General features: G+C 43.8%; 27 protein-coding genes. 26 read left to right on the top strand and 1 reads right to left on the bottom strand.

Annotated features, from left to right (window positions below; translation table 11 throughout):
• Positions 1 to 40: 40 nt before the first annotated feature.
• Together F3I09_RS27205 and F3I09_RS27200 are read left to right on the top strand one after the other, a co-directional pair.
• On the top strand, positions 41 to 514 hold the full coding sequence (locus F3I09_RS27205; RefSeq protein WP_149698212.1) for a hypothetical protein: 474 nt from the start codon (positions 41 to 43) through the stop codon (positions 512 to 514).
• Positions 511 to 1,326, top strand: a complete 816-nt coding sequence (locus F3I09_RS27200; protein ID WP_149698211.1) for a hypothetical protein — start codon at positions 511 to 513, stop codon at positions 1,324 to 1,326. Before F3I09_RS27205 ends, F3I09_RS27200 begins: the two co-directional genes overlap by 4 nt.
• Positions 1,327 to 1,472: 146 nt before the next feature.
• Here F3I09_RS27200 and F3I09_RS27195 read toward each other — a convergent pair whose 3' ends face one another.
• On the bottom strand, positions 1,473 to 2,225 hold the full coding sequence (locus F3I09_RS27195; RefSeq protein ID WP_149698210.1) for a HAMP domain-containing sensor histidine kinase: 753 nt from the start codon (positions 2,223 to 2,225) through the stop codon (positions 1,473 to 1,475).
• A gap of 170 nt (positions 2,226 to 2,395) precedes the next feature.
• On the opposite strand from F3I09_RS27195, the gene F3I09_RS27190 reads away from it, so the two are divergent.
• The 24 genes from F3I09_RS27190 to F3I09_RS27075 all read left to right on the top strand — a co-directional run bounded on the left by F3I09_RS27190 (position 2,396) and on the right by F3I09_RS27075 (position 22,800).
• A complete protein-coding gene (locus F3I09_RS27190) occupies positions 2,396 to 2,647 on the top strand; it encodes a helix-turn-helix domain-containing protein (RefSeq protein WP_149698209.1) in 252 nt (83 codons plus the stop codon).
• Between the two features lie 381 nt (positions 2,648 to 3,028).
• A complete protein-coding gene (locus tag F3I09_RS34835; RefSeq protein WP_149698208.1) occupies positions 3,029 to 3,322 on the top strand; it encodes a type II toxin-antitoxin system HigB family toxin in 294 nt (97 codons plus the stop codon).
• Positions 3,323 to 3,507: 185 nt separating this feature from the next.
• Complete coding sequence (locus F3I09_RS27180; RefSeq protein ID WP_149698207.1) at positions 3,508 to 3,891, top strand: transcriptional regulator; 384 nt, start codon at positions 3,508 to 3,510, stop codon at positions 3,889 to 3,891.
• Between the two features lie 270 nt (positions 3,892 to 4,161).
• Entirely contained in the window at positions 4,162 to 4,824 is a 663-nt protein-coding gene (locus tag F3I09_RS27175; RefSeq protein WP_149698206.1) for a hypothetical protein, read from the top strand.
• 217 nt (positions 4,825 to 5,041) lie between these two features.
• A complete protein-coding gene (locus F3I09_RS27170) occupies positions 5,042 to 5,752 on the top strand; it encodes a hypothetical protein (RefSeq protein WP_149698205.1) in 711 nt (236 codons plus the stop codon).
• A 187-nt stretch (positions 5,753 to 5,939) separates the two neighbouring features.
• Positions 5,940 to 6,503 (top strand): hypothetical protein, encoded by a 564-nt coding sequence (locus F3I09_RS27165; protein ID WP_149698204.1) that lies wholly within the window; start codon positions 5,940 to 5,942, stop codon positions 6,501 to 6,503.
• Positions 6,504 to 6,506: 3 nt separating this feature from the next.
• The gene (locus tag F3I09_RS27160; protein WP_149698203.1) at positions 6,507 to 8,411 is read left to right on the top strand and encodes a phage terminase large subunit family protein; all 1,905 of its coding nucleotides are present in this window, start codon (positions 6,507 to 6,509) and stop codon (positions 8,409 to 8,411) included.
• Positions 8,412 to 8,422: 11 nt separating this feature from the next.
• A complete protein-coding gene (locus F3I09_RS27155) occupies positions 8,423 to 8,833 on the top strand; it encodes a hypothetical protein (RefSeq protein ID WP_149698202.1) in 411 nt (136 codons plus the stop codon).
• The gene (locus tag F3I09_RS27150) at positions 8,833 to 9,042 is read left to right on the top strand and encodes a phage head-tail joining protein (protein WP_149698201.1); all 210 of its coding nucleotides are present in this window, start codon (positions 8,833 to 8,835) and stop codon (positions 9,040 to 9,042) included. Before F3I09_RS27155 ends, F3I09_RS27150 begins: the two co-directional genes overlap by 1 nt.
• Positions 9,042 to 10,544, top strand: coding sequence for a phage portal protein (locus F3I09_RS27145; protein WP_149698200.1), 1,503 nt, complete (start codon positions 9,042 to 9,044; stop codon positions 10,542 to 10,544). Before F3I09_RS27150 ends, F3I09_RS27145 begins: the two co-directional genes overlap by 1 nt.
• A complete protein-coding gene (locus F3I09_RS34830) occupies positions 10,498 to 10,848 on the top strand; it encodes a DUF1064 domain-containing protein (protein ID WP_149698199.1) in 351 nt (116 codons plus the stop codon). Before F3I09_RS27145 ends, F3I09_RS34830 begins: the two co-directional genes overlap by 47 nt.
• Positions 10,849 to 10,899: 51 nt before the next feature.
• Positions 10,900 to 12,891 (top strand): prohead protease/major capsid protein fusion protein, encoded by a 1,992-nt coding sequence (locus F3I09_RS27135; RefSeq protein WP_149698198.1) that lies wholly within the window; start codon positions 10,900 to 10,902, stop codon positions 12,889 to 12,891.
• A 67-nt stretch (positions 12,892 to 12,958) separates the two neighbouring features.
• On the top strand, positions 12,959 to 13,288 hold the full coding sequence (locus F3I09_RS27130) for a DUF2190 family protein (RefSeq protein WP_149698197.1): 330 nt from the start codon (positions 12,959 to 12,961) through the stop codon (positions 13,286 to 13,288).
• A gap of 48 nt (positions 13,289 to 13,336) precedes the next feature.
• Entirely contained in the window at positions 13,337 to 13,672 is a 336-nt protein-coding gene (locus tag F3I09_RS27125) for a hypothetical protein (protein ID WP_149698196.1), read from the top strand.
• On the top strand, positions 13,672 to 14,190 hold the full coding sequence (locus tag F3I09_RS27120) for a Gp37 family protein (protein ID WP_149698195.1): 519 nt from the start codon (positions 13,672 to 13,674) through the stop codon (positions 14,188 to 14,190). The genes F3I09_RS27125 and F3I09_RS27120 overlap by 1 nt, the downstream gene beginning before the upstream one ends.
• 48 nt (positions 14,191 to 14,238) lie before the next feature.
• Positions 14,239 to 15,654: a phage tail sheath subtilisin-like domain-containing protein gene (locus tag F3I09_RS27115; protein ID WP_149698194.1), complete on the top strand. Its 1,416-nt coding sequence runs from the start codon at positions 14,239 to 14,241 to the stop codon at positions 15,652 to 15,654.
• Between the two features lie 34 nt (positions 15,655 to 15,688).
• Complete coding sequence (locus F3I09_RS27110; RefSeq protein ID WP_149698193.1) at positions 15,689 to 16,207, top strand: phage major tail tube protein; 519 nt, start codon at positions 15,689 to 15,691, stop codon at positions 16,205 to 16,207.
• Positions 16,208 to 16,261: 54 nt separating this feature from the next.
• The gene (locus tag F3I09_RS27105) at positions 16,262 to 16,633 is read left to right on the top strand and encodes a phage tail assembly protein (RefSeq protein ID WP_149698192.1); all 372 of its coding nucleotides are present in this window, start codon (positions 16,262 to 16,264) and stop codon (positions 16,631 to 16,633) included.
• 142 nt (positions 16,634 to 16,775) lie between these two features.
• The gene (locus F3I09_RS27100; protein WP_149698191.1) at positions 16,776 to 18,821 is read left to right on the top strand and encodes a phage tail tape measure protein; all 2,046 of its coding nucleotides are present in this window, start codon (positions 16,776 to 16,778) and stop codon (positions 18,819 to 18,821) included.
• A gap of 55 nt (positions 18,822 to 18,876) precedes the next feature.
• On the top strand, positions 18,877 to 19,728 hold the full coding sequence (locus F3I09_RS27095; protein ID WP_149698190.1) for a phage tail protein: 852 nt from the start codon (positions 18,877 to 18,879) through the stop codon (positions 19,726 to 19,728).
• Entirely contained in the window at positions 19,721 to 19,945 is a 225-nt protein-coding gene (locus F3I09_RS27090) for a tail protein X (protein ID WP_188133974.1), read from the top strand. Before F3I09_RS27095 ends, F3I09_RS27090 begins: the two co-directional genes overlap by 8 nt.
• A gap of 51 nt (positions 19,946 to 19,996) precedes the next feature.
• On the top strand, positions 19,997 to 21,016 hold the full coding sequence (locus F3I09_RS27085; RefSeq protein ID WP_149698188.1) for a phage late control D family protein: 1,020 nt from the start codon (positions 19,997 to 19,999) through the stop codon (positions 21,014 to 21,016).
• On the top strand, positions 21,013 to 21,729 hold the full coding sequence (locus F3I09_RS27080) for a phage baseplate assembly protein V (RefSeq protein ID WP_149698187.1): 717 nt from the start codon (positions 21,013 to 21,015) through the stop codon (positions 21,727 to 21,729). The genes F3I09_RS27085 and F3I09_RS27080 overlap by 4 nt, the downstream gene beginning before the upstream one ends.
• A 48-nt stretch (positions 21,730 to 21,777) precedes the next feature.
• The gene (locus F3I09_RS27075) at positions 21,778 to 22,800 is read left to right on the top strand and encodes a GPW/gp25 family protein (protein ID WP_188133973.1); all 1,023 of its coding nucleotides are present in this window, start codon (positions 21,778 to 21,780) and stop codon (positions 22,798 to 22,800) included.
• Positions 22,801 to 22,808: the final 8 nt, after the last annotated feature.

Raw genomic sequence — 22,808 nt, 5'->3', positions numbered from 1 at the left:
AATGACTAAATTTTAACAGGAACTTAAAAATGGTTAGCAAGTGATTTCTGTAAACGGTGGAAATGTTTTGAATTATCCGCAAATAATTTCAAATCTCGAGGAGGAGTATAAAGATTTGTATGATCGTGCCGAGGCCTTGAAAAGACGTAATCTTAAATCAAACGATGTAGAAAGGGCCTGTGTGCGTAAATGGTTTGAATTGGAGCGTTGCCGTGATGATTACAAGAATTATTTGGTTGACTTGGCAAATAAAATGTGTTTTTATATCCCCTCCGTAGGTTCGGTTCTAACATTGCGTGAACCGTTACGTCATAATGGAGTTAAGGTTTTTGGCGTTGGTGATAAAGTCACAGTATTGGGTGTTGAAATAAGGGCAGGGGAAACTGGGTGCACTGAAGACGTAGGTGGACAGCGCCTCTATTCGGTGGAAATTAGTGAATTGCCGGGCGTGGATCTCTTGCCGAGCATTTTTTTAGAAATTATTGAAGCGCAAAAAAATAGACAACTTGTATGAATAAGCTGGTAAAACGGGATTCCATGCCCTTAGCGGTTCTTGTACAGCGCAATAGGGAGCTAAATTGGAAAGCAGCTGAAGTGCTGGCTCCGGAACGTCGTAAGATGGTTGAGGCAGGCTTGTCTGCAAAAATAATTGATAGAGAACAGGAGGAAGTGGAGACTGAATTGATTACAATCATTACGTCAACATATTCTATCGCCGGTCAGAAGGCGGACCCAGGGACATTAGCTATTTACGCATCGGAGTTCTATGGTAGACTGATAGAAGTGTATCCAAGGGTAACCATTGACGAAATTCGGCAAGCGTTGCGGAACGGCGTTTATGATGAGTATGGAGAATACTTCGGGTTAAATGTTAAGACATTTATTTTTTTTATAAGATCCTATATCAATAGCGATGCGCGCCGAAAAGCTGTAGAAGAATGGTCTGCGTCTCGGGAACGTCTTTCTGAATCGTTGCCGGACGAACGTAAAAACATCCGAGCAAGCGCCAATTATAGTAATGAGTTGTATTTCTTGTTTTTGGCAGGTAAATTGGAATTCGATCTGATACCCGCATTCCTCTACGACTTTATGTCTCGTGTTGGGATACTTCAGGACGAATTAAATGTAACACGTGCCGGGAGCTATTACTACACAGTATTAAATAATGACCGGTCACGGTTTGTAGCCAACATTTTGCATGACGGGAAAGAGAGAGAAAGAAAATCCGCAATTATCATGGTAGCAAAACAATTTGCAATATGGGATTTTTTTCAACGATGTAAGGATTGGCGTCGCCGAGCTATATTTTTAAAGTACGCTATCTGATTTTTTTCCCAAAATCTCATGGTAGTATTCAAAGAGGGCGGGCGTGATCACCTGCCCTGTATTTTATCGTTTTAAATATACACAACATAGATTTCTACCGGCTTTTCCCCATTTCTTTCTATGATAAAGTGTTTATTGCCGGTATGTTATATAGGTTCTGTGATTGGCTTAACGTTAGTAGGAATGCATACTGTAAATGTTGTACCTTGGCTTTCTTCACTATCAACAGATATCATCCCGTTGAGAATCTCCATATTTCTTTTGCATATTGCAAGTCCAAGTCCTGTACCAGGGACGTTATAATCGAGTTGCTGATATGGCTTAAATATTTTCTTCAAGTCCTTTTTTGCAATGCCACATCCCTGATCCTCCACTGATATAAATAGGTAATCTTGTCTGTTACCGGCTCTAACATTAATCTCCCCTCCGGGACTAGAAAACTTTATTGCATTCATAATGATATTTGAGAATACTATGGATAATTTAGCCATATCACTTCTTATTATAACTGGGGCGTCCTCAGAAATTGAGGCAAATATTTTTAATTGTTTGGCGGCCGCCGGAACCCGATAGCCGTTAACTTGGGAACTGAGCCATTGTCTTATATCAATTTCCTCTAAAATAATGTCTAGGGCCGTCCTGTTGAATTCTAAAATATTTCGGTTCAGCCCGTGCAACATATTACATGCGTAACGCATAAGTTCCATCGCCTGTTTGTTTTCTATTGAAAGTTCGTCGTAGTTGATGAGGTCGAGGCCGCTTGTGATGTTTGCTACTATGTTATTTGTATCATGCGCCCATGTCTCAATGAATTCTACATAATGCTTTTCTGAATATTGATCGTAGATATTACCTAAGTGCTTCCTTGCAATTTTTGTATTGGGATATTTTGACCTCATTTAAATTAATATTTAATCAGTTATATATATCTGCTTATATAGGGTCTATATAAAGACGGTGTATTTATATGATGGTACTATTTTAACGGTATGCTTATTGAATGGACGTTATATAAGGGAATTTAATAAATGCACATTCTGTATGTTTACCGGGTAAACAATGGAGCATAATGAGTGATATTAACCAAGATGGATTTCAACATGTGAATGATTTCGCTGCGAAAGTGGCCGAACGGGTTAAACAATTACGTAAAAAAAAGGGGTATAGTAACCAGGAACATTTTGCTTGGGATCATGGGTTGAGCCGTAGCCAGTATGGGAAGTGGGAACAGGGTGCAGACATGAGGATTTCTTCCTTAGAAAGGCTTTTTAACGCATTGGAAATAACCCCTCGGGAGTTTTTCAGTGAGGGGTTTGAGTGAGTTATTAAACATTTAGTTTTTTATATATACCCGGTTCTTGCTACCGGGTTTTTTTATTTGCGCATGCTAATTCGTGTTTCGCCTCAAATGTTAAATTCCCAATTCATTGTTAGAACTGCTTTCGATATTGAGTTGTGAAAACTATATATCTGTTTCTGATTGTATTCCAAAAGGATATATATACCTAAATAGTAAAAATTTTAGCATATATATTGTTTATAGTCCGTTATATTATTGTAAAACAACTGGTTATATGATAATCGGTGATACTGCATAAAATGCATTGAAATGACTAAATAAATTAGTAAAAATTTCAAAAAATGAAATAAAATTACCGTTTGTGTATTTTAATTTGTACATTTGCATTATTATTTTACTTTTATGAGAGTATTATCTAGATCAACAATTATTGAATATGCTAATGAGCATCCTGATTCTACAGATCCTTTACTGAGATGGTACAGATTGACCTGTGAGGCAGCTTGGAAACAGTTTCAAGATATTAAAGACACGTTCGGTAGTGTAGACTATGTGGGAGATGATTTGTATGTGTTCAATATTAAAGGAAACAGGTATAGGCTAATAGCTCGGATATTTTTCGGCAAGTCACTTGTATATATAAGATTTTTCGGTTCGCATGCAGAATACGACAAATTAGATGTGTCAACTTTATAGTATAGCCCTTTCATTTATTGAGTTACAGTAAACCCCAAACCACCCGAAATGAGTACAAAGACCTCTAACGAAACCGACGAAGCTTGAAGTAAAGTAGAGCCTCGTGGTAGGTGTTCCCAAATTTTGACCTTAAACAATTTGGGCCCAATGTACACATGGGTATTTGTGTAGTAATCTGGATAAACATGAAAAAAACACCAACTTCCCTTGTACTCTCAACTGAGAGGGAGTATAAAGAAGTCATGGAAAGGATTGACTTCTTAATGAGGAAAGGGGAAAGAAATCTCAATGAAGCAGAATCTCAGGAACTTGATGTCATCGCAATCGCAGCAGAAAATTATGAGAAAAGGCATTACCAATTGCCAATGCCTCAGTCTCTTGAAGAAATGATCGAACTAAAGAGATTCGAGAAAAGAATTAAGCAGAAAGAGCTCGCTCGGATTCTCGAAGTTACTGAATCAAAGCTTTCTCAAATTCTTAACAAGAAAAGAGAGCCGGATATTCAGTTCATTAAGAATGTTTACATGAAACTCGAAATAGATGCAAAATTTATCTTGGATCATGTATAGTTTGAAATAATCAATACACCATAAATGAAAGACATAGCTTGCTATGTCTTTTTTTATGACTATAGAGGTTTGTTATTGCTGTGCTGCTGGAATGCAAGTTATAATTGTCGTTTTAAAATTCATCCCGCCAAATTATTCAAAATGGTCAAGTGAATTGCTTTTTGCAATAATCCACAAAGTGTTGATAAAATTTCTATTGGAATTACATAGAAGCATCATACTATTGCTCTGCATTCGCAAGCGCTCCGTGTTTATTTAATACTTCCCTCTATGATAAGAGTAGAAACACGCGATGCTATAAGAAGTATCAACAATCTGGCTGTTAAATTATCGCCACAGCAAACAAAATTGGCCCTCTCCCGTTCAATAAACCGTACCCTGACGCAGGGAAGAACGGTTGCACGTAGAAAAGTCGCACAACAGTATAACATTCCACAGGCTGTACTATCTAACGTTATTCAGTTAAGTCGTTCTACTTCAAATACGCTAACTGGGCATTTGCTTGCGGACGGTAAGCACATTTCATTAATAAATTTTAAACCGAAGTTTGAAACTCCGACGAAATCGATTCGAGGGAAACGGCGCGGCGGTAATGTTGTTCGTGCATTTAAGCGAAGGAAAAAGAAAGTTGCAAAGGGGACGGTTGAAATTAAGCCTGGGGAAAGAATTGAATTGCCCTATGCATTTATGACCCCTCGTATCAGCGCAGTTTTTGCAAGAGGAAAGTATGGATCTAGGGGGTTCGAAAAACGCTTTACCCGTGATAAAAGTAGCGGAAATGATTTACCCATACAGGCATTGGTTTCTGTATCTGTACATACCGCAGCATTAACTCCAGAGTCTAGGGAGGCTGTTCTATCCAAGATTGACGCCGTATTCCCGCAAGAGCTTAACAGAGAAATAAGTTACAGAATAAGCCAGCTGAATAGGTGATAACTATCTACTTACTCAAATTATCTCACAACTATATAAGATGTTTTACCCGGTCTCAACTCTGTGCCATTGTGGTCAGTGTCATAGGAGATAAGTTTAGAGACTTATGCCCCCTACCCTCTGGGTCCTTCCCTGACAATAGTCTTGCGGGCGGGCACAGCCGCGAAACTTCGTTAGGGTTAGAGTTTTTTTTGGTTGACAACTTCAGTAATAATAAATGGCAAAAATAAGAAAGGAGAAGCCCGTCAGTACGGGGGGAGAGCAAAATGATGAAACCGTGGAAAAACGGTACATAACCGCGAAAATTTCGGATTTGGTTATAGATAATCGGAACGCGAATCGGGGGACCAATTTAGGGCGGGAATTGCTTATGAAGTCGGTTTCAAAGTATGGTGTAGGGCGTGGCGTCTTGGTGGATAAGAATTTGAAATTGATAGGCGGGAATCATACAGTTAAGGAGTTGGAGCGCCAGGGATTTACTGAGGTTGTTATTGTTCCTACTAGTGGTAATACATTGGTTGTTACTCAGCGAATAGACATTGATAAGGACAGTAAGGAGGGGCACGAGTTGGCTATTGCAGACAACCGAGTTAACCAGGCTAACCTTTCGTTTGACATTGATGTATTGTCAGACCTTAGTACGGAGTTCGACTTGGATTTAGACAGTATGGTTATGGATTTGGATGAACTTTCGTCGTCTCTTCAGATGGTGGATGATGGGCCTTTAAAAAAGCCATCCAACGCAAAAGCTACCGGTGCCGGGGATAATATGGAGGCGTCAGAGGGTGCGGGCGGACCAACTTCATACTCGCTTATTGTTGCGCTTAGTGATGATATGCGGGAGCGCCTGGATGAATTTAAAGAGGCTCGTGAGATCTCTTTAGATAGTGAGGCTTTTTATTTGATGCTTAAAATGGTTACTGAATGATAAAAGGGCTTTTAATCCTTTATGGGTGTGTACTGTGGTACTTAATAAGTTTTTGTGGTGTGTGTTTTCTTTTCTGGCATTACGAAAGGTTTGATTTCGCGTCCGGAGTAATGGCGTGTACTTCTGCTAATCTTATTTCCCGTATACCACTATTGTTTGTTCCATCTGAAAATTGATTTGTTAAGATATGGCAAGGCCCGCACTAGAAAGAGTTTCCCAAAGAGAGTACGCCCGCAGGTTGGGGGTGAGTAATGAGGCGGTGAGCAAAGCGGTAGCAAAGGGATGGATAAAAAAGGGATGGGATCCAAAGGAAAAAAAAATTATTGTATCTCATGCCAATGCCGAGTGGGGGGAATTGCATCTTCAACAACAGGCAAAAAATATAGTTCCTGGTCCTGCACCATCTACGAATAATCATGATGATGCTATCCCTCATAACGATTCGGGCACGCTAAGTAGCAATACAAGCTATGCCAATGCGAAGAGAGTAAAGGAAATAGCGCAGGCACAGTTGACGGTATTGGATTTGAAAAAGAAAAAGGGGGAACTCGTGGAGAGAGATCTTGTGTACAAGCAACTTTTTAAACATGGACAAATACTGCGTACTGTTTTAATGGGTATTCCTGATAAGTGTATTGATGATATTATAGCAGCCAAATCACGTTCTGAGGCGCATTTGGTTATGACGACGGCGCTGCATAATGCACTGGAAGCGGCCACAAGTAAGCAGATAGAATTGATGAATGAATAGCCTATGGAGGTAGCAATGGAATTCGATGCAATTAGAGGTTTTATTGACGGGTTGAGGCCAGAACAGCGCATGACAGTTACAGAATGGGCCGACACTCATAGATGGCTGGATAGTAAGGCCGCAGCTGAGCCCGGGCGGTACTCTAGTAGTAGAACTCCTTACTGGATTGAGCCAATGAACTTGCTTTCCGTCACCACCATTTTCCGAAAGTTAGTAATAATGAAGGCGGCGCAGGTGGGGGCTACAGAGATCTTATTGAATTTTATTGGGTATTTGATTGATATGGCCCCGGGTCCAATCCTGGGGGTTATGCCTACTATGGACACTATGGAACGAAATTCAAAGGGGCGTATTGCTCCTATGATCGAAGCGTCACCGCGTTTGCGGAGCAAGATAAAGGACAGTAACAGTAAGAACAGCGGAAATACAATCAACAATAAAGAGTTTCCTGGTGGAGTGCTGGCGCTCACTGGTGCCAACTCGGGTGCGGGGTTGCGCTCTATGCCGGTAAGGTATTTAATGTTGGATGAGGTGGACGGTTACCCGATGGATGTTGAGGGAGAGGGTAGTCCTATCGGACTCGCGGAACAGCGCACCGCTACGTTTAGTAATCGTAAGATACTTGAAATAAGTACTCCTACAATTCAAGGTCTTTCTATCATTGAAAACGAATTTCAGCAGACAGACCAGAGGTATTATCATGTCCCTTGTCCTCATTGTGGCGGAATGCAGTCGCTAAAATTCAACCGGCTGCGGTGGACGCCCGGGGTATTCGAGGATGCGGCGTACCTCTGTGAACATTGTGAAGAGTTGATTCAGGAACGGTTCAAATCTCAGATGTTGGAACGGGGGCGGTGGTATGCTTCAGCTCCGGAAAAAGCAAATAGGTATGTTGCCGGGTTTCATTTGAGCGCATTGTATAGTCCTTACGGCTGGAAGTCCTGGGGGGAAATTGCGGAGCAGTGGGAGAAGGCACAAGGGGACGACACGAAGTTGAAACAGTTTTACAATACTGTACTGGGGGAAACTTGGAAGGAAAGAAGTGATGCGCCAGAATGGGAGAATATCAGTCGTAGGGCGGAAGATTACCCGCATAATACGTTGCGTGATGGGGTTGTCTTTTTGACCGCTGGCGTAGATGTGCAGAAGGATCGGTTAGAGCTCGAAATTGTAGGGTGGATGCCGGGGTTTAAGTCTCACCAAGTGGATTTCAGGGTATTACTTGGGGACATTGAGAAAAAAGAGGTGTGGGCGGAGCTGGACAAAGTAGTACGTGAGGTTTGGCCTTTAGCGAATGGGGCAGGCTTGCCTATTCGTTTAATGACGATAGATACCGGTTATCAGGCTAATATCGTGTATAGATGGGCGAAGAAACACGGATTTTCAAAAGTTGTACCCATTAAGGGCAGCGAATCACTACAGAATTATTTCTCTCCACCGCGTGCTATCGATATTGTAAAGCATGGGAAGAAAGTTAATAAACAAAAGGTTTGGCATGTTGGGGTAAACTTCATAAAGTCTGAGGTTTATGCGAACCTGCGTCAGGAAATCGACATAGAAACGGGAACAGTACCAGATGGATATTGCTATTTTCCTAGGCGAGATAGCCACTATTTCCGTGGATTGACAGCGGAGGTGCAGGAGGTTGTAAGAAATAGACGGGGCTACTTGCAATATATCTGGAAAAAAAAATATGAACGAAACGAGCCACTGGATTGCAGGGTATATGCACGGGCCGCAGCGTCTATTTGTGGCGCGGATAGATGGACGCCAGAAAGATGGCGAAAGGAGGCTGAAGGGATACAGGTGATGCCTCATTCTGTTCAGGAAACAAAGATTGCATCCTTGCCTATTAAGAACATAAAAAGGGCAAGGGCAGAGAATAAAACATCATTTTGGAATCGATAAATAAAAGTTTGATGGCAGTTATTACTTTCCCATTAATGCAGAAACCTATAGAGCAGCGTATTATTGATGCTGCGTGTATTTATTGGGATCTCGATTGCGATTTTTTTCATTACAAGGGAGAAAGTGGCGGCGCTCGCAGAAAGGGACGTACGAAGAATTCATCTTCGGCGGCATCCTATAAAAAGTCTATTGTATACTATTTGTTAAAGGAGAAGACGGCATACAGTTACCCGGAATTGGCTCGAATATTTAATTACATAAGCCACATGCCGGTTATAAGATCGGTAGAGACAATCGCATGTCAGAAAGATATTTATAAACAGATAAAGACGGACCTATCCAGTATTGAAGCTATTGCGGATAACTTAGCTGCCAGATTTGAATTAGTCAATATAAATATTTCCCTTTCAAATGTTATCTAATGAATAGTATTCCTTATACCGAACAACATTTTAAAACCTTGTCCGAGGCGTATGCGCAAGGAGTATCTATTGTGCAATATGGAGATAAGCGGATAGAGTACCGCAGTAAAGAAGAAATGCGTGGTATCCTGTTGGAAATGGCCGATGCATTGAATAAGAAGAGGCCACACCGTCGGCGTCAAATGTCATTCACAAAAGGATTGAAGTAATGAATTTATTGGAAAAGGCAATTGCTGTGGTGTCCCCGTCTTTGGCGTTACGGCGGGTGTCTAATCGTGCGAAATTGCAGGTAATGGATAGCCATGTCCGCCGGTATGAAGGGGGAGCCTATGGGCCGCGGTTCAGTAGTTTTGGCAGTGCCAGGATAGAAAGCACGAATAAAATGATTGCGCGTGACCGTAGGAATCTGGTTGCCCGTTCTCAGCACCTGTCGAACAATAGCCCATATGCCAGGCGTGCCCCTAAGTTGATCGCGAACAATGTAGTAGGAACGGGTATTGTACCCACGTTCACAAGCGGTTCTAAAGGGAGTAAGCGTAATGTAGAGAAAGTCGTTTCAGCTTGGGAGCAATGGGCGAAAAAGTTAAGGTGCGACTACGACGGGAATTTTAACTTTTATGGCCTACAGAAGTTAGCAATGCAAAATGTCGTGGTAGATGGTGAGATTATAGCGATCCGCAAGCGGGTAACGTCTAAGGAGAATAAATTCGGTATTCAAGTTCTTATGTTGGGAGGGGAGTATATTGATACCACAAAACACACCTATGCAGGCGGGGCCTACCAGTCTGGGGGCTATGATTACTATGGTATCAAATACGATGAGAAGAATAAGCGTGTGGGGTACTGGATTTATGACCGCAATCCATTAGACGGAAACACGAAAAGCACACTGATACCTATTGAAGACATAGCGCATGTGTATGAGGTAGAGCGCCCGCAGCAAAATAGAGGGGTGCCCTTCTCTGCGTCCACGCTTCTCACCCAAAAAGACGGGGACGATTATGCCGATGCGGAGTTGCTAGGGAAAAAGGCCGCAGCCTGTATGCCGGTTTTTGTGACGAATGCGGACCCGGAGCAGGTGGCTGATGGGGAGGATGACAGAATAGAGCATTTGGAGCCAGGTACAATAAATTATCTACGGCCCAATGAGCAGGTTACTATAGCTCAACCCCCACAGAATCCAGGGTATTCTGATTACATGAGATCAATTAACCGTGCCGTAGCTACTGGATATGGGGTTACCTATGAACAGCTTACGGGTGATCTATCTAATGTTAATTTTTCATCTGGGCGAATGGGAAAGTTAGAGTTTCATAGAAATGTTGATGATTGGCAGTACATGTTGTTGATTCCAAAACTTTGTGAGCCTGTTTTGGGGTGGTTCCTTGAAGCGTGTGAAATTGCAATTGGGGTTGGTGTAACTGATAATATCGTTATTAGTTGGACCACGCCGCGTAGGGAAATGATAGATCCGGTAAAGGAAACAAATAGTTTGAAGGAGCAGAACCGGGCGGGATACAAATCATGGCAGGAAGTTGTAAGAAGTCAGGGGGACAACCCGGACGTAGTATTTAATCAACTGGTTGAGGATCAAAAGAGGTTTGAAGCGGCGGGGTTATCCCCTGATTGGACACCTGCCTTTCAACAGAAAGTAATGCAGCAGAATGGGAAATCGAGATCTGGGAGCAGGCCGGGTGAGTGGGAGGCATAATAAGTACGGCGCAAAAAAGATAGTTATAGATGGTATACGCTTCGCTTCCACAAAGGAGGGAATGCGTTATACCGTTTTGCGTTTAATGCAACGGTGTGGGGAAATTACTGATTTAAAGTTGCAGCCATCCTTTGCCCTGGTCGTGGATGGCTATAAAATCGCCACATATAGGGCAGATTTCTCCTATTACGATATGGGCGGCAATTATATCGTTGAAGACGTAAAGGGAGTTAGAACGCCTGTATATAGGCTTAAGAAGAAACTAGTGCATGCACTGCATGGGATCGAAATAAAAGAGACATAGGTTATTTTCTGTTTATAAAGTTGTACCCCGCCGCGGCATTTTTGTCGCATTATGAGCCGCACAGAGAAACAGACCGAAAAATTTTATAGTCGCGCGTTGGTTGATTCCGCCAGCATTGTCGAGACGGAAGCCGGTGAGCGTTTCTTTGATGTGGTATTTGCCACAGAAACACCTGTTTTTCGTAAAGCATGGGAGGAAAGTTTTAACGAGATCCTATTGTGCGAAAAAAGATATATCCGAACTGGAAGGCTTGACGAAAACGCTGTCCCATTGCTGGACAATCACGACCGTTACACGGGAGTGCTTGGACAGTACGGCAGTGTTGTTTCTTATGAGATTAAAGATAGGCAGTGTCGCGCTACGATTCGATTTAGTACCCGTGAAGATCTTACAGGTATTTGGAATGATATAAGGGCGGGAATTATCAAGTCTATTTCAGTAGGATATAATGTTTACAAGTATATACGGGAAGTTTCGGCTGAAGATAAAGCCATTCCTAACTATAAGGCGGCTGATTGGGAGCCTATTGAAATTTCCCTTGCACCTGTTCCTGCTGATTTCCGTAGCAAAATAAGGTCCGACGAATACGGCGGGCACAATATCACAATAGAAAATTACTCACTCGTAAAAAATACCCGCACAAATATGGAAGGAGAAAATGCCCCGGTGACAGAACCGGTACAGAACACAATGCCAGCAACCCACGCTACTCGTATAGCTGATCCGGTTACGGCTCCTGCACCTACTGCTGCGCCCACGGAAAGTTCCGACCAGATGCGCGCAGACGGCATTGCTAGTGAACGAAAGAGAATTATCGATATAAGTAATGCAGTAAGGGCTGCCGGGTTGCCTATAGAGTTTAGCCAGACGCTGATTAATAACGGTACCCAAATTGATGCAGCCCGTGCTGTCATTATTGATGAGTTAGCGAAGACAGGTAATCCTGTTAGCGGTGGCCCTAGTGCTTCAGCCCGTGGTGATGAAAATCAGTTAAGGCGCAAGCATATGGTTGATGGGATTATGCACCGAGCAATGCCTGGTTCTGTTAAAGATCTGAGTGAGCAGGCCCGTGAATATCGCCATCTTAGTCTATTGAATTTGGCGCGTCATACACTTGATGTGAATGGTGAAAAGGCTTATAGGCTTTCGGATGCGGAGGTAGTTACCCGCGCTTTTGCAACAACCGATTTCCCTGATCTGCTTAGTAATACAACAGAGAGATTTTTGCGCTATTTCTATGAGCAGCAAAATTTTGCTTGGAAGCAGTTGGCCGCGGCTAAATCCAATAAGGATTTCAGGACTAGCACAGGCGTTGCTGTTGACGGTAAGATTACATTCGACAAGGTTGGCGAGAATGGAGAATTTAAACATTCATCCCTGATTACGAATGATAAGGCAACAACCAAGTTGCAAACATTTGGAAATGTAATTTCCATCGGTAGGCAAGCTATTATCAATGATGACCTGGATATTTTTAAAGAGCTGCCCAAGCTGATAGCCCAAGGCGCCGGGACACTGCAAGCTAAAATGTTTTGGGATCTGGTTACGGGTAATGCAAAAGCTGCTGACGGTAAGGCGTTATTCCATGCTGACCATAATAATCTTGCGTCGGGTGCAGCCATCGGTGCGCCGTCAATTGATACTCTGAGTGCGGGACGTGTTGCAATGTGGCGTCAAACTACGCCAACGGGCGGATTCCTGGCAGTAAAGGCTAAGTACTTCGTAGTGCCTGCGGAATTGGAAACGAAAGCGGAGCAACTTATGGCAGCAATTACAGCTAATGAAGTAGCTAAGGTCAACGGTTTTACTGGCAAGTATGAAATTCTCGTAGATCCGCATTTAACGGATCCTAAAGAGTGGTATTTGGCAGCTGATCCAAACGAGGTTGAAGGCATTGTATATGCATATCTATCTGGTCAGGAAGGTTTGAATATCGACAGTATTGTAGATCCAAAAAAGCAAACAGTTGACACTGTTTCTTCACTGGATTTCGATACCAAAGTCTGGGGTTATCGTGGATGGTATAAAAATCCTGGCGCTTAATCTGACTGATAACAACATTTAATAATTATCCCGGCGCGGTCGGTCCCGGGAAATTTAAAATAAAATAATGAGTACCAATTTTAGACACTCATCCCGTAGTATTCAGATTGTTGCGACGGCAAATGTAACAGGCGGAAGCTTGCAGATTATTGGAGGGCTGGTTGGCGTTGCAGAGAGTAGCGTATTGGCTACCGAGCTGTATACGCTGGCTCTTGAAGGTGCTTTCACTGGCTTGCCTAAAAAGACCGGTGAAGCGTGGGCTGTTGGCGATATGGTTTATTTCGATGATGCGACCGATTCGTTAACAAAAACTGCGAGCACTAACGTTTGGGTAGGTTATGCGGCGGAAGCCGCAGCCCTTGCAGATAGTGTTGGCTGTGTATTGCTGAAACAATAATTCCTATACTCCTATAATAGCGCTGGTTTGGGTTTCTTTGATGCATACATGAGGACCGCTTTTGATGTTGTTACGACTGCGATGGGCTGCACGGCTACATGGATTCCATCTTTAGGGGCGGAGCCTGTTACCGCGGAAGTTTTGTATAAAGATCCGACAGAAGGGCAGCCGCTCATCGATACACAATTCGAAATAGAAGGTTGTACCATGGAGTATAAAAAGGGGGATTTGCCTGGCCTCAGAGAAGCCGTAAACAGTTCAGCATTGCCATTGCAGATTATCACTATAACGCACCAGGACGGCAGTGTATTTGAATACTGGGTTAAAAGTTATATAAGCGAGTACGACGGGCAAACATTAGTCGCAAAAATTGTTCAAAGGTAATGGATTACGGAGTAGTTGAGGAAGAAGTGGCAGCACATTTAAATGCGCGATTCGCGGCGTTTGGTGCGGACGACAAGTGTTTAGCCGCTGCAATGCCTGATAATGATGCTGATATGAAGGCCCTGAATGATCGGTTAGACCTGGGGCGTGTCGCTATCCAGTACATTGATAGCAGTTTCGACCCGGATAAAGGGCTGGACACTGCGAGGGTGGAAGAGCGCGCACGGTTTCGAGTGGCATTTCTTGCCACCAGATTACGCGGGGCCTATGGCGTTTACTGGCTGATGGCATTTGCTAAAAAGCATGTGACCGGGTTTAAGCCTACAGACGCTGAACGATTAACGGTGGCTAAGTACGAACCGGTGGCATTTGATCAAAATGCAATACAGCATTCAATTGAGTTTGAATGCCGTACAATAATAACGGAATATGAGCCGGAACAGAGACCCGAAGAAGCACCGATTGGAGGCAATCTTGCCACTATTTCCTTCACGGAGGATTTTATCTATACCTCATAATCTTCTCTGACAATCAACACTATTCCCTATTCCTAAAACAAACTAAAAATGGCATTTATACATGGTACTGAAACCATAGAAATTAGTGACGGTATACGTACCGTCACGGAGGTTAGGACTTCGGTTATTGGGCTTGTGGGTATTGCCCCTAAAGGGCCTAAAAATAAACTTACGTTAGTGCGTTCAAGTGACGATGCAGCGCTGTTTGGCGGTCGTCTGCCTGGGTTTAATATCCCACATGCATTAAATCATATTATTCTGCAAGGCGCGGGTACTATACTGGTTGTGAACGTGTTTGATGAGGCGTTACACACTGAGGCAGTAGAAGATGAAAGCCATACAGTTATTGGTGGGGAATTGCGGCTTTCGGCGGCTCCTATTGGTAATGTGGTTATCACAAAGGATGATGGTTCAGCCGCGACATATGTGGCTGGTACGGACTATCTGTTAAGTGAGTTCGGCTTATTTACTGTGATTAAGGGCCGTATACCTGAGAATACCGTTTTAAAGTTCTCTTTTGATAAGCTGAAGGTTTCCGGAGTTACAGATGCGCATATTATAGGCGCTGTTGATGGGAGTGGTAACAGGACTGGTGCAAAATGTTTTGATCTGGCGTTTACTCTTTATGGGTACGAGCCTAAAATATTAATTTCTCCCGCTTATACATCCTCTCCAACTGTGGCCGCGGCCTTGCTTGCGCAGTCGGATAAGTTGGGCGCAAATGTGGTTCTTGATTGTGCTCCCGATGATACTGTGCCGGACGCTTTAGCCAGCCGCGGGGTAGCGGCAACAGGTAGTTTTAATACTTCCAGCCAGCGGGCTATACTTGCATTCCCTTATGTTCTGTCTTATGATGAGGCGACAAATTCAGACCAGCCATTTCCGTATTCTGCTTTTTATGCTGGTGTAATGGCGGCTACAGATAATAACCCTAGTAAAGGTTATTGGTTCAGTCCTTCAAATAAGAGTATTGTAGGTGTCACAGGTCTTGCGACGCCAGTAACGGCAAGTTTGAACGATCCAGGTGCCGATACAAACCTGCTAAACGCAATAGGGATCACTACTGTGTTTAATGACTTCGGTACAGGGTTTAGAGTATGGGGCAACCGCAATGCATCATATCCGACTAATACCGCCCCTTTAAACTTTGTGCAGATGCGTCGCACAGCCGATGTTGTGCATCGTAGCCTGGAACGCGCAGCCATGCAGTTCAGCGATGATCCTATTAATCAGGCGCTTGCTGACGAAATCAGGCAGTCCGGGAATAATTTCATTAATACCCTTGTTGGCCGTGGGGCATTGCAGGATGGTTCCCGTGTCGAATTTAACAGGGCGGACAACCCGCCCGCGGATCTGGCGAACGGGCAAATTAAGTTCCGTATTGTGTTCATGGGTGCAACGCCTGCTGAGCGCATTACATTCCTTTCCGTTATTGATATTTCCCTTTATTCTGCTTTGAAGTAAACCAAGCATTTAAACAATATAAACTCTATACCTAATGGGATTACGTACTAATCGTTGCGTTAACGCAAACGTGTATATGAACGGCACGAGCCATATGGGCAGAGCCGAAGAAATTACCCTGCCGGACGTTCAGACTAAAATGTCTGATCATAAGGCCCTGGGGATGATTGGGGAGCTTGAATTGCCCGCCGGATTGCAAAAGCTATCGGCAAAATTCAAATGGAACGCTATCTATCCTGAAGTAATGTCCATCACCTACGACCCATATACTGCGACGTCTGTAACGGTTCGAACTAATATTGAAACCTGGGAGGGCGGTAGCCGTGTATCTCAGCAGCCGGGCGTTGTTTTCATGGTTGGGACCTGGAAGAAAACCGGAGGTTTTGGATTTAAGCCACAGGATAATGTTGAGCTGGAATCTGAAATGAATGTAACTGCTTATAAATTGGAGATAGCGGGCGTTGAGGTTGTGAGTATTGATATACTTAATAACATCTGGCGTGTTAACGGGGTGGACCAGCTGGCGCTATTCCGTCAAAATATTGGAGCATAAACTAAAATCCCCGTGCTATACGGGGATACTCTTTGACCAAAAAACCTATACCACATGAATACAGTAGATTCTAATGAGGCAGCAAAATCAGTAACTCCTTTTTTAGACCTTTTACCGAGCGGTGTATTGCCCGAATCGTTCCCTGATGGTGAAAGGATAATTGATACAAAGGACGCGGCGGGATCGCTAGTTAAATGCGTGTTATTCGCTGATGGCAAAACGATTGCCAGAGTAAGAAAGGGAAAAGGAAAGGACGTTGAAAAGGCCACGATAATTGCCGGTAAGGACCAGAGCAAATATATGTCTGCATTGATGGCCGCGGTTGTTACTATTTCTGGGGAGCCGGTAATTATGGAGCAGCTTGCGGACCTGGATATGAGTGATTATATACAGGTGCAGGTGGCTTTCTCAGAGTTAAATTTTTAGTTCGCGCTGAGGACATAACGTTTTTAGCGCATTTCAGCGGAGATAGCATTGAAACGTTGCTACAGTGGGATACAGAGAGATTATTTTTCTGGTATGATCACGCCGTAACCATTCATAACAAACAGAATAAGCCAAAAGAAGAATGAGCGATGCAACTATGAGGGTTGCCGTGGTGCTTACTGCTGTGGATCGTATGTCAGCGGTTGTTGAGCGGGTGGCGGCTGCTTCAAGTAGGGGGCTTTCTGTCCTCAGCTCGAAGACGAGTAAAATGGCTGACAACGCATTCAAGGCAGGCCAGCAGCTTACGGCTGCTGGCCTTGCTATAGGGGCACCGATATACAAGGCAGTTGAAGCGGCTACGGAGTTTGAAACAAAGATGATCGATATACGGAAACAAATGTCGGCTGATACTCCTACTGCTGTTAAGGCTATGACGGCTGACGTGTTTAGGTTATCGAAAGAGCTGCCATTGGCGACCGGAGAAATTCAGGAAATGATTGCCGCCGGGTTACGAATGGGCGTAGCTCAGGATAAAGTAATAGGGTTTACTCGGGATGTGACAAAGATGGCTGTTGCTTTTGATATGCCAGCCGGAGAGATTGCGGATAGTATGGGTAAGATCGCGAATGTGTTTAATATCCCGATTGACCGGATAGGGAATTTTGCCGATGCAATAAACTACTTGGATGATAATACGATGGCGAAGGGGCCGGAGATTATAAACGTGTTGCAGCGTATTGGAGGTAGTGCCCGTAACTTGTCCCCGGAGCAGGCTACCGCGTTAAGTGCTACAATGCTTTCATTGGGGGAATCTTCGGAGACTGCGGGATCTTCGATTAGTTCAATGATTAATACACTGTCCGCTGCCGGTATGCAGTCAGATCGTTTTCAGCAAGGTTTGCAGATGATCGGGATGAATGCCGTAGCTGTACAAAAGGCAATGTCAAGTAAAGACACGGCGCAGGGGACTATTTTGAGCGTCTTGGAAAAAGTATCACAGTTAAAGCCAAATGAACAGACGGAAGCACTAATACGGCTGTTTGGGAAGGACCACGGGCCTGCATTAATGAAGCTAGCGAACAATACAAAGTTGTACGGTGAGGCCCTGGACATGGTGAAGGGAAAGCAAGCGGGGTCAATGGATAAGGAATATCAAAAACGTGTTGCCAGTAGCGCGGCGCAGATGGTAATCTTTAAAAATAGATTGCAGGAACTTGCAGTCAAGGCCGGGGCGACATTGTTGCCAGCACTTAATAAGCTGCTGGTTTGGGCCGGTAAGTGGATGGATAAACTTTCTGCCTTCATGGAGGCTCACCCGGGATTAGTAGAGGGCTTTATGAAAGCGGCTGCGGCTGCATCTGCGGTTGCTTTGGCAGGGGGCTATTTGTCCTTTGTCTTTGGTGGTATTATGCGGGCTGTTAGTATCGGTGCCCGGATTTTTTCGGTGCTATCTACGGTTATCCGTGGGGTGGCTTTTGCGATTCAAATATTAACAACTATCATATATGCATTTCCAATTGTAGGTTGGATACTTGCTATCATTACGGCAATAATTTTGTTAATTGTTTATTGGAAAAAGGTTGTAGCATGGGTTAAATGGGCTTTTAATGCCCTTAAAGGCGAACATCAAGGATTTCTGGGAAAGGTTATTGATTTCGCTAAAACATGGTTTAAATGGCTCATATTCCCGATTCTGATGGCGGTAAGGTTTTTTAAAACGATGTACAAGAGTTTTAAGGATAGCGGGGGGAATATAATTGTTGCTATTGCAGATGGGATAAAGGCGGCTATGCATATTCCTATTGAATTGGTTAAGGAAATGGTGACGAAGATCCGCCGGTTCCTGCCGTTCAGTCCTGCGAAAGATGGCCCGTTAAAGGATATTCATAAAATTCGTTTAGTTGAAACAATCGCAGAAAGCATAAAGCCTACGGCTATGATAAACGCAATGCGAAGGACTGCCGGAGCTGCGATGAATTTCTTACTAAATCCAGGGACCAGGGGGGCGGCTTCGCCAGCTCCTTCCGGTGGGGGAGGCGGTGGAATGCATTTTTCTGTTACAATTAATCTATCTGGCGGGGCTACACAGAAAGATGCAAATATGCTTTCTGGTGAGTTGAAAAAACAAATGGATAGATGGTATACAGAGAAGGTTGCGCAAGATAGGCGTAGAAGTTTTTCACATTAATGTTAATAGCTATTAAGTTGTGGTAAAAGAGAGAGATAAATTAAAGTAAAAGTTAATGTACGCACAGTTAGGATCATTCGTTTTTCAAAATTTATTTGCCCCTACTGAGTATGGCCGAAATTCTCAGGCGGTTTATGCAATGCATCCTCTTATTGACGGTAAGCCTCGTTCACAAAAAACGGGGGATGACCTGGATGAAATTTCCTTGTCTGTTCGCCTTCATATGAACTTTTGTAAGCCAAAAGAGCAGTTAGATGCTATGCGGCAGGCAAAGGAAAATGGAGACGTTTTAACGTTTATTTATGGGAATGGGGACGTTGTGGGTGAGTTTTATATTACTCAAATTCAGGATTTTATTGAGTTTGCAGATCCGCAGGGGAATATGCTTTCTCTATTGGTGAATATTTCATTAAGGGAGTATGTTGTTGATGACAAGTTGCAGCAGCAGCAGGAAGCCCGGATAAAAAGCGCTGACAGCGTAGGGAATAAGAAGCCAGTAGTAAAGAGGAAGGCTAATGCAAGCACCTGCGCTAGTGCTGTTACTGGGCTTGTTTCTACGATAGAAAACCATGCAGCGGCAATTGATAAAATGGTGACGGTGGGTGGCGGTATGTTCATCCCTGCAAATAGGTATACCATATTGCAGCATCTTTCTGATAGTAAGGCGGCGGCGCAGGATATTGTTACCCGTTGTGATGATCCTGCGAGTTGTGCGAGTGGGAAACCTGATTTAAAGTATCGCGCTCAGCAGGTTCTTAATGCGGAAGTGAGTTTTACCAATGTGGTTAGAAATAGCCAGCATGGCCAGTTATCTGCGCAGAACCAAATCTTTAAGGCATGTGCGCGTAATTTAAAGGCCGCGGCGCAGCCATTAGTTAATGTGTCAATGCTTAGACAAAATGCCTGATAATATTAGACAATATACTACTATTGGTGGTGAGCGTTGGGATAGTATTGCTACCGCCCGTTACGGTGATCCCTTTAAGATGGGAGATTTGATTGCGGCTAATCCTGATATTCCTTTTTACGACGTTTTCCCTCAGGGCGTTATTGTGAATGTTCCTATTATTGAGAAAGTAGAGGTTAAGACCTCTTTAGAGCAGTCGGTGCCCTGGAAGCAATAGGCGCAATTTTTTGTTTATTTTTTGGTCCCCCCTGTCGGTTACTTGCGGGCTATGCAAGTAGCTAAAGCCGTTTACGAAGTAATCTACAATGGTAAAAATATTTCGGGTAGCATTCTCCCGTATGTGCTGGCAATAACCTATTCAGATCGTACGTCCGGAGAGGCGGACACGCTGGATATAGCTTTGGAAGATTCTTCAGGGCTTTGGCAATTTGCATGGCACCCCGCCAAAGGGGATAAATTGTCTGTCACGATTACGTTTAAGGGTAATGTTTTAAAGTGTGGAACATTTACGATAGACGGGACCACGTTAAGAGTTGGCCCGGATGGTGATATTGTGACTATTCGGGCTATAGCTGCCGGTATTACTAGTAATATTCGGACTACAAAATTTATCCCTCATGAGCAAAAAACATTGCGAGAGATTGCTAATGTCATTGCTAAGGACCAGGGGTTGATCTTACAGGGGGATATTCCTGAGATCCGGATTGAACGAAAAAGCCAATACAAAAAAACAGATCTGCATTTTTTGCAGGAATTGGCTGATGCCTATGGGTATACATTTTCTATAAGAGATAGTATACTTACATTTACTAATATGTATGAGCTTGAAGGGAAAGACGCCGCGTTGACCATTAATAAGAACGAGTTAATAAGTGCGGATATAGATGATAGAACTTCGCAAACCTTTCAGGCGGTTGATATAAAGTATCACCATCCCCGAAAAAAAACTACAATTATTTATTCCGCAAAAGAAAGTGATGCTGCATTTTCTGGTGTAAAGGCTGATACGTTAGTGTTACGGCGGCGCGTAGAAAATGACCAGCAGGCGGAGGCTATTGCAAAAGCGGCAATGTATCAGTTTAATAGCATGCAGCAGCAGGGCAGTATAGAGGTCCAGGGCAATCCGTTTCTTGTGGCGGGGGCTAGTATACAGTTGAATGGTATCGGCGTGTATTCTGGCAAGTATTATGTAAATGAAAGTACCCATAATGTTAGTAGGGACGGGGGCTATTCTACGTCTGCAACAATAAAAAGGGTGGGATTGATTGATCAGAATAATTACAAATGATGGAAGATAAGAATAAACAATATCCTATTCTAAAGTATGGGCTTGTGTCTGATAATTCAGAGCCGGGTTACGTGAAAGTTACCTTTAATGATGATGATGATTTCGTGACTGACTTCATGCCGGTCCTGGTGAGAAAGTCAAAAACTGATAAAGAAAGTTGGCCCCTGGAAATAAACGAACATGTTGTCTGTTTAATGCTTCATGATTGTGACGAAGGGATTGTGTTGGGTGCAATACCATCTGATGAGGATGCGCCGGATAGTGGGGAGGCTGATGGTAAGTTCCGGAAAAAATTTTCTGACGGGACTGTAATAGAGTATGATAAAGTGGCGCATTCCCTAACTGTAGATGTTAAGGGGAGGGCTGAGGTTAAGACTTCCGGGAGTGTGTTGGTTGATGCGGGGTCCTCCCTTGACGCTAAAGCGGCAATTAAGGCTGTTATTTCGGCTCCTGAGGTGGAGGTTAGTGCCACAGTAAAGGCGACGATTTCAGCGCCTTTAATCACATTAGAAGGGGCTGTAACTGTAATGGGCGCATTGACTGCCGCGTCAATTGCTACGTCCGGAGGCGGGGCTATTACGGCAGGTGGTAATATGTCGGTTACCGGAGAGGTCAGTGCGGCGAAGGTGTCAGCCGGGGGAATAGATTTGGCGTTGCACAAGCATAGCGGTGTGCAAACCGGTCCCGGAATTTCGGGTCCTGCTGTCCCATAACATTTACTGTTTATAAAAAAAATGCCATCGTGGTCATATTTGGCGGCGATGGCAGACATTAACACTATAGATAATCCGGTTTGGGGGCTTTCTACGCTTGGCTATGGGGTTTTAGTTGAGGGGCTGGCGTCCATTCGTCAGTGCCTGGGTATTATCTTAACAACAAGCAAGGGCACAGATCCTTTGCGGCCGGATTTCGGATGTGATATTTATGAGTATATAGACATTCCAGAGGTTACGGGTGTCCCTAACATGAAGCGGGCAATAGTGGAAGCGATTGCTATTTGGGAGACGCGTGTAAAGGTTAAGAATGTGAGCCACTACATGAAGAGCGAGTATAACCCTGTGTTTGAAATAACCTATTCTTTAGTTGATGAAGAGTTAATAGACCGCCTTATCCTAGATCTTAAGGTGGGGGTAACCTCATCTACCGATGACCAAGAAATAATATTACAGGCTTATTATCCGCCTAACCCTAAAGGGTATCCCTATCAGATTGCCTTTATTAAGAGTGGGGCACAGGTGGCCCCTTTACCACGGCCTAATGGGTATGCATCTGTGCAGGAACTTTTTTCCTGGGCGCAGACAAATTGGGGATTCTATGGGCGTTGGAACATGCTGGCAGATCGTTTTGTGATGTATATGAAAGCCGCGGGTGTGAAGCCTCCCACAACGCTTGCAATATCTGTTCTCCCAATAACTACGTTTTACGCGATTCTGCCGGATCTCGGCCCGGGGGAAGCATATTCAGTGTCATTTAAGGTAAACGGCGAAGATGCCGCCCCTGTTGCCCCTGATGATCTGGTAACGCCTGGGGCATTGCTTGCGTGGGTGCAAGATAATTGGGGTGCGCATGCTTCATGGGGGATTGAATGGATTGATGGGATTGGGGAGCCGGTTTTCTCTGATGAATTTAGTGAGGAATTTGACACGGACGCTACTGGCGTTCAATATAGGCTCGTAGGCGTTTCAAATGTTGATGGGTTCGAAGGGGAGCTGATTATTGGGAAAGTGATAGGGCCGGTATTTACTGATGAAATGAGTGGCGAGTTAACAGTGAAGCGACAATAATTTAATAT

The sequence above is a fragment of the Chitinophaga sp. CF418 genome (genome assembly GCF_900142925.1).
Taxonomy (GTDB): Bacteria; Bacteroidota; Bacteroidia; order Chitinophagales; family Chitinophagaceae; genus Chitinophaga.
This window is presented reverse-complemented; position numbering and strand designations above follow the sequence as displayed.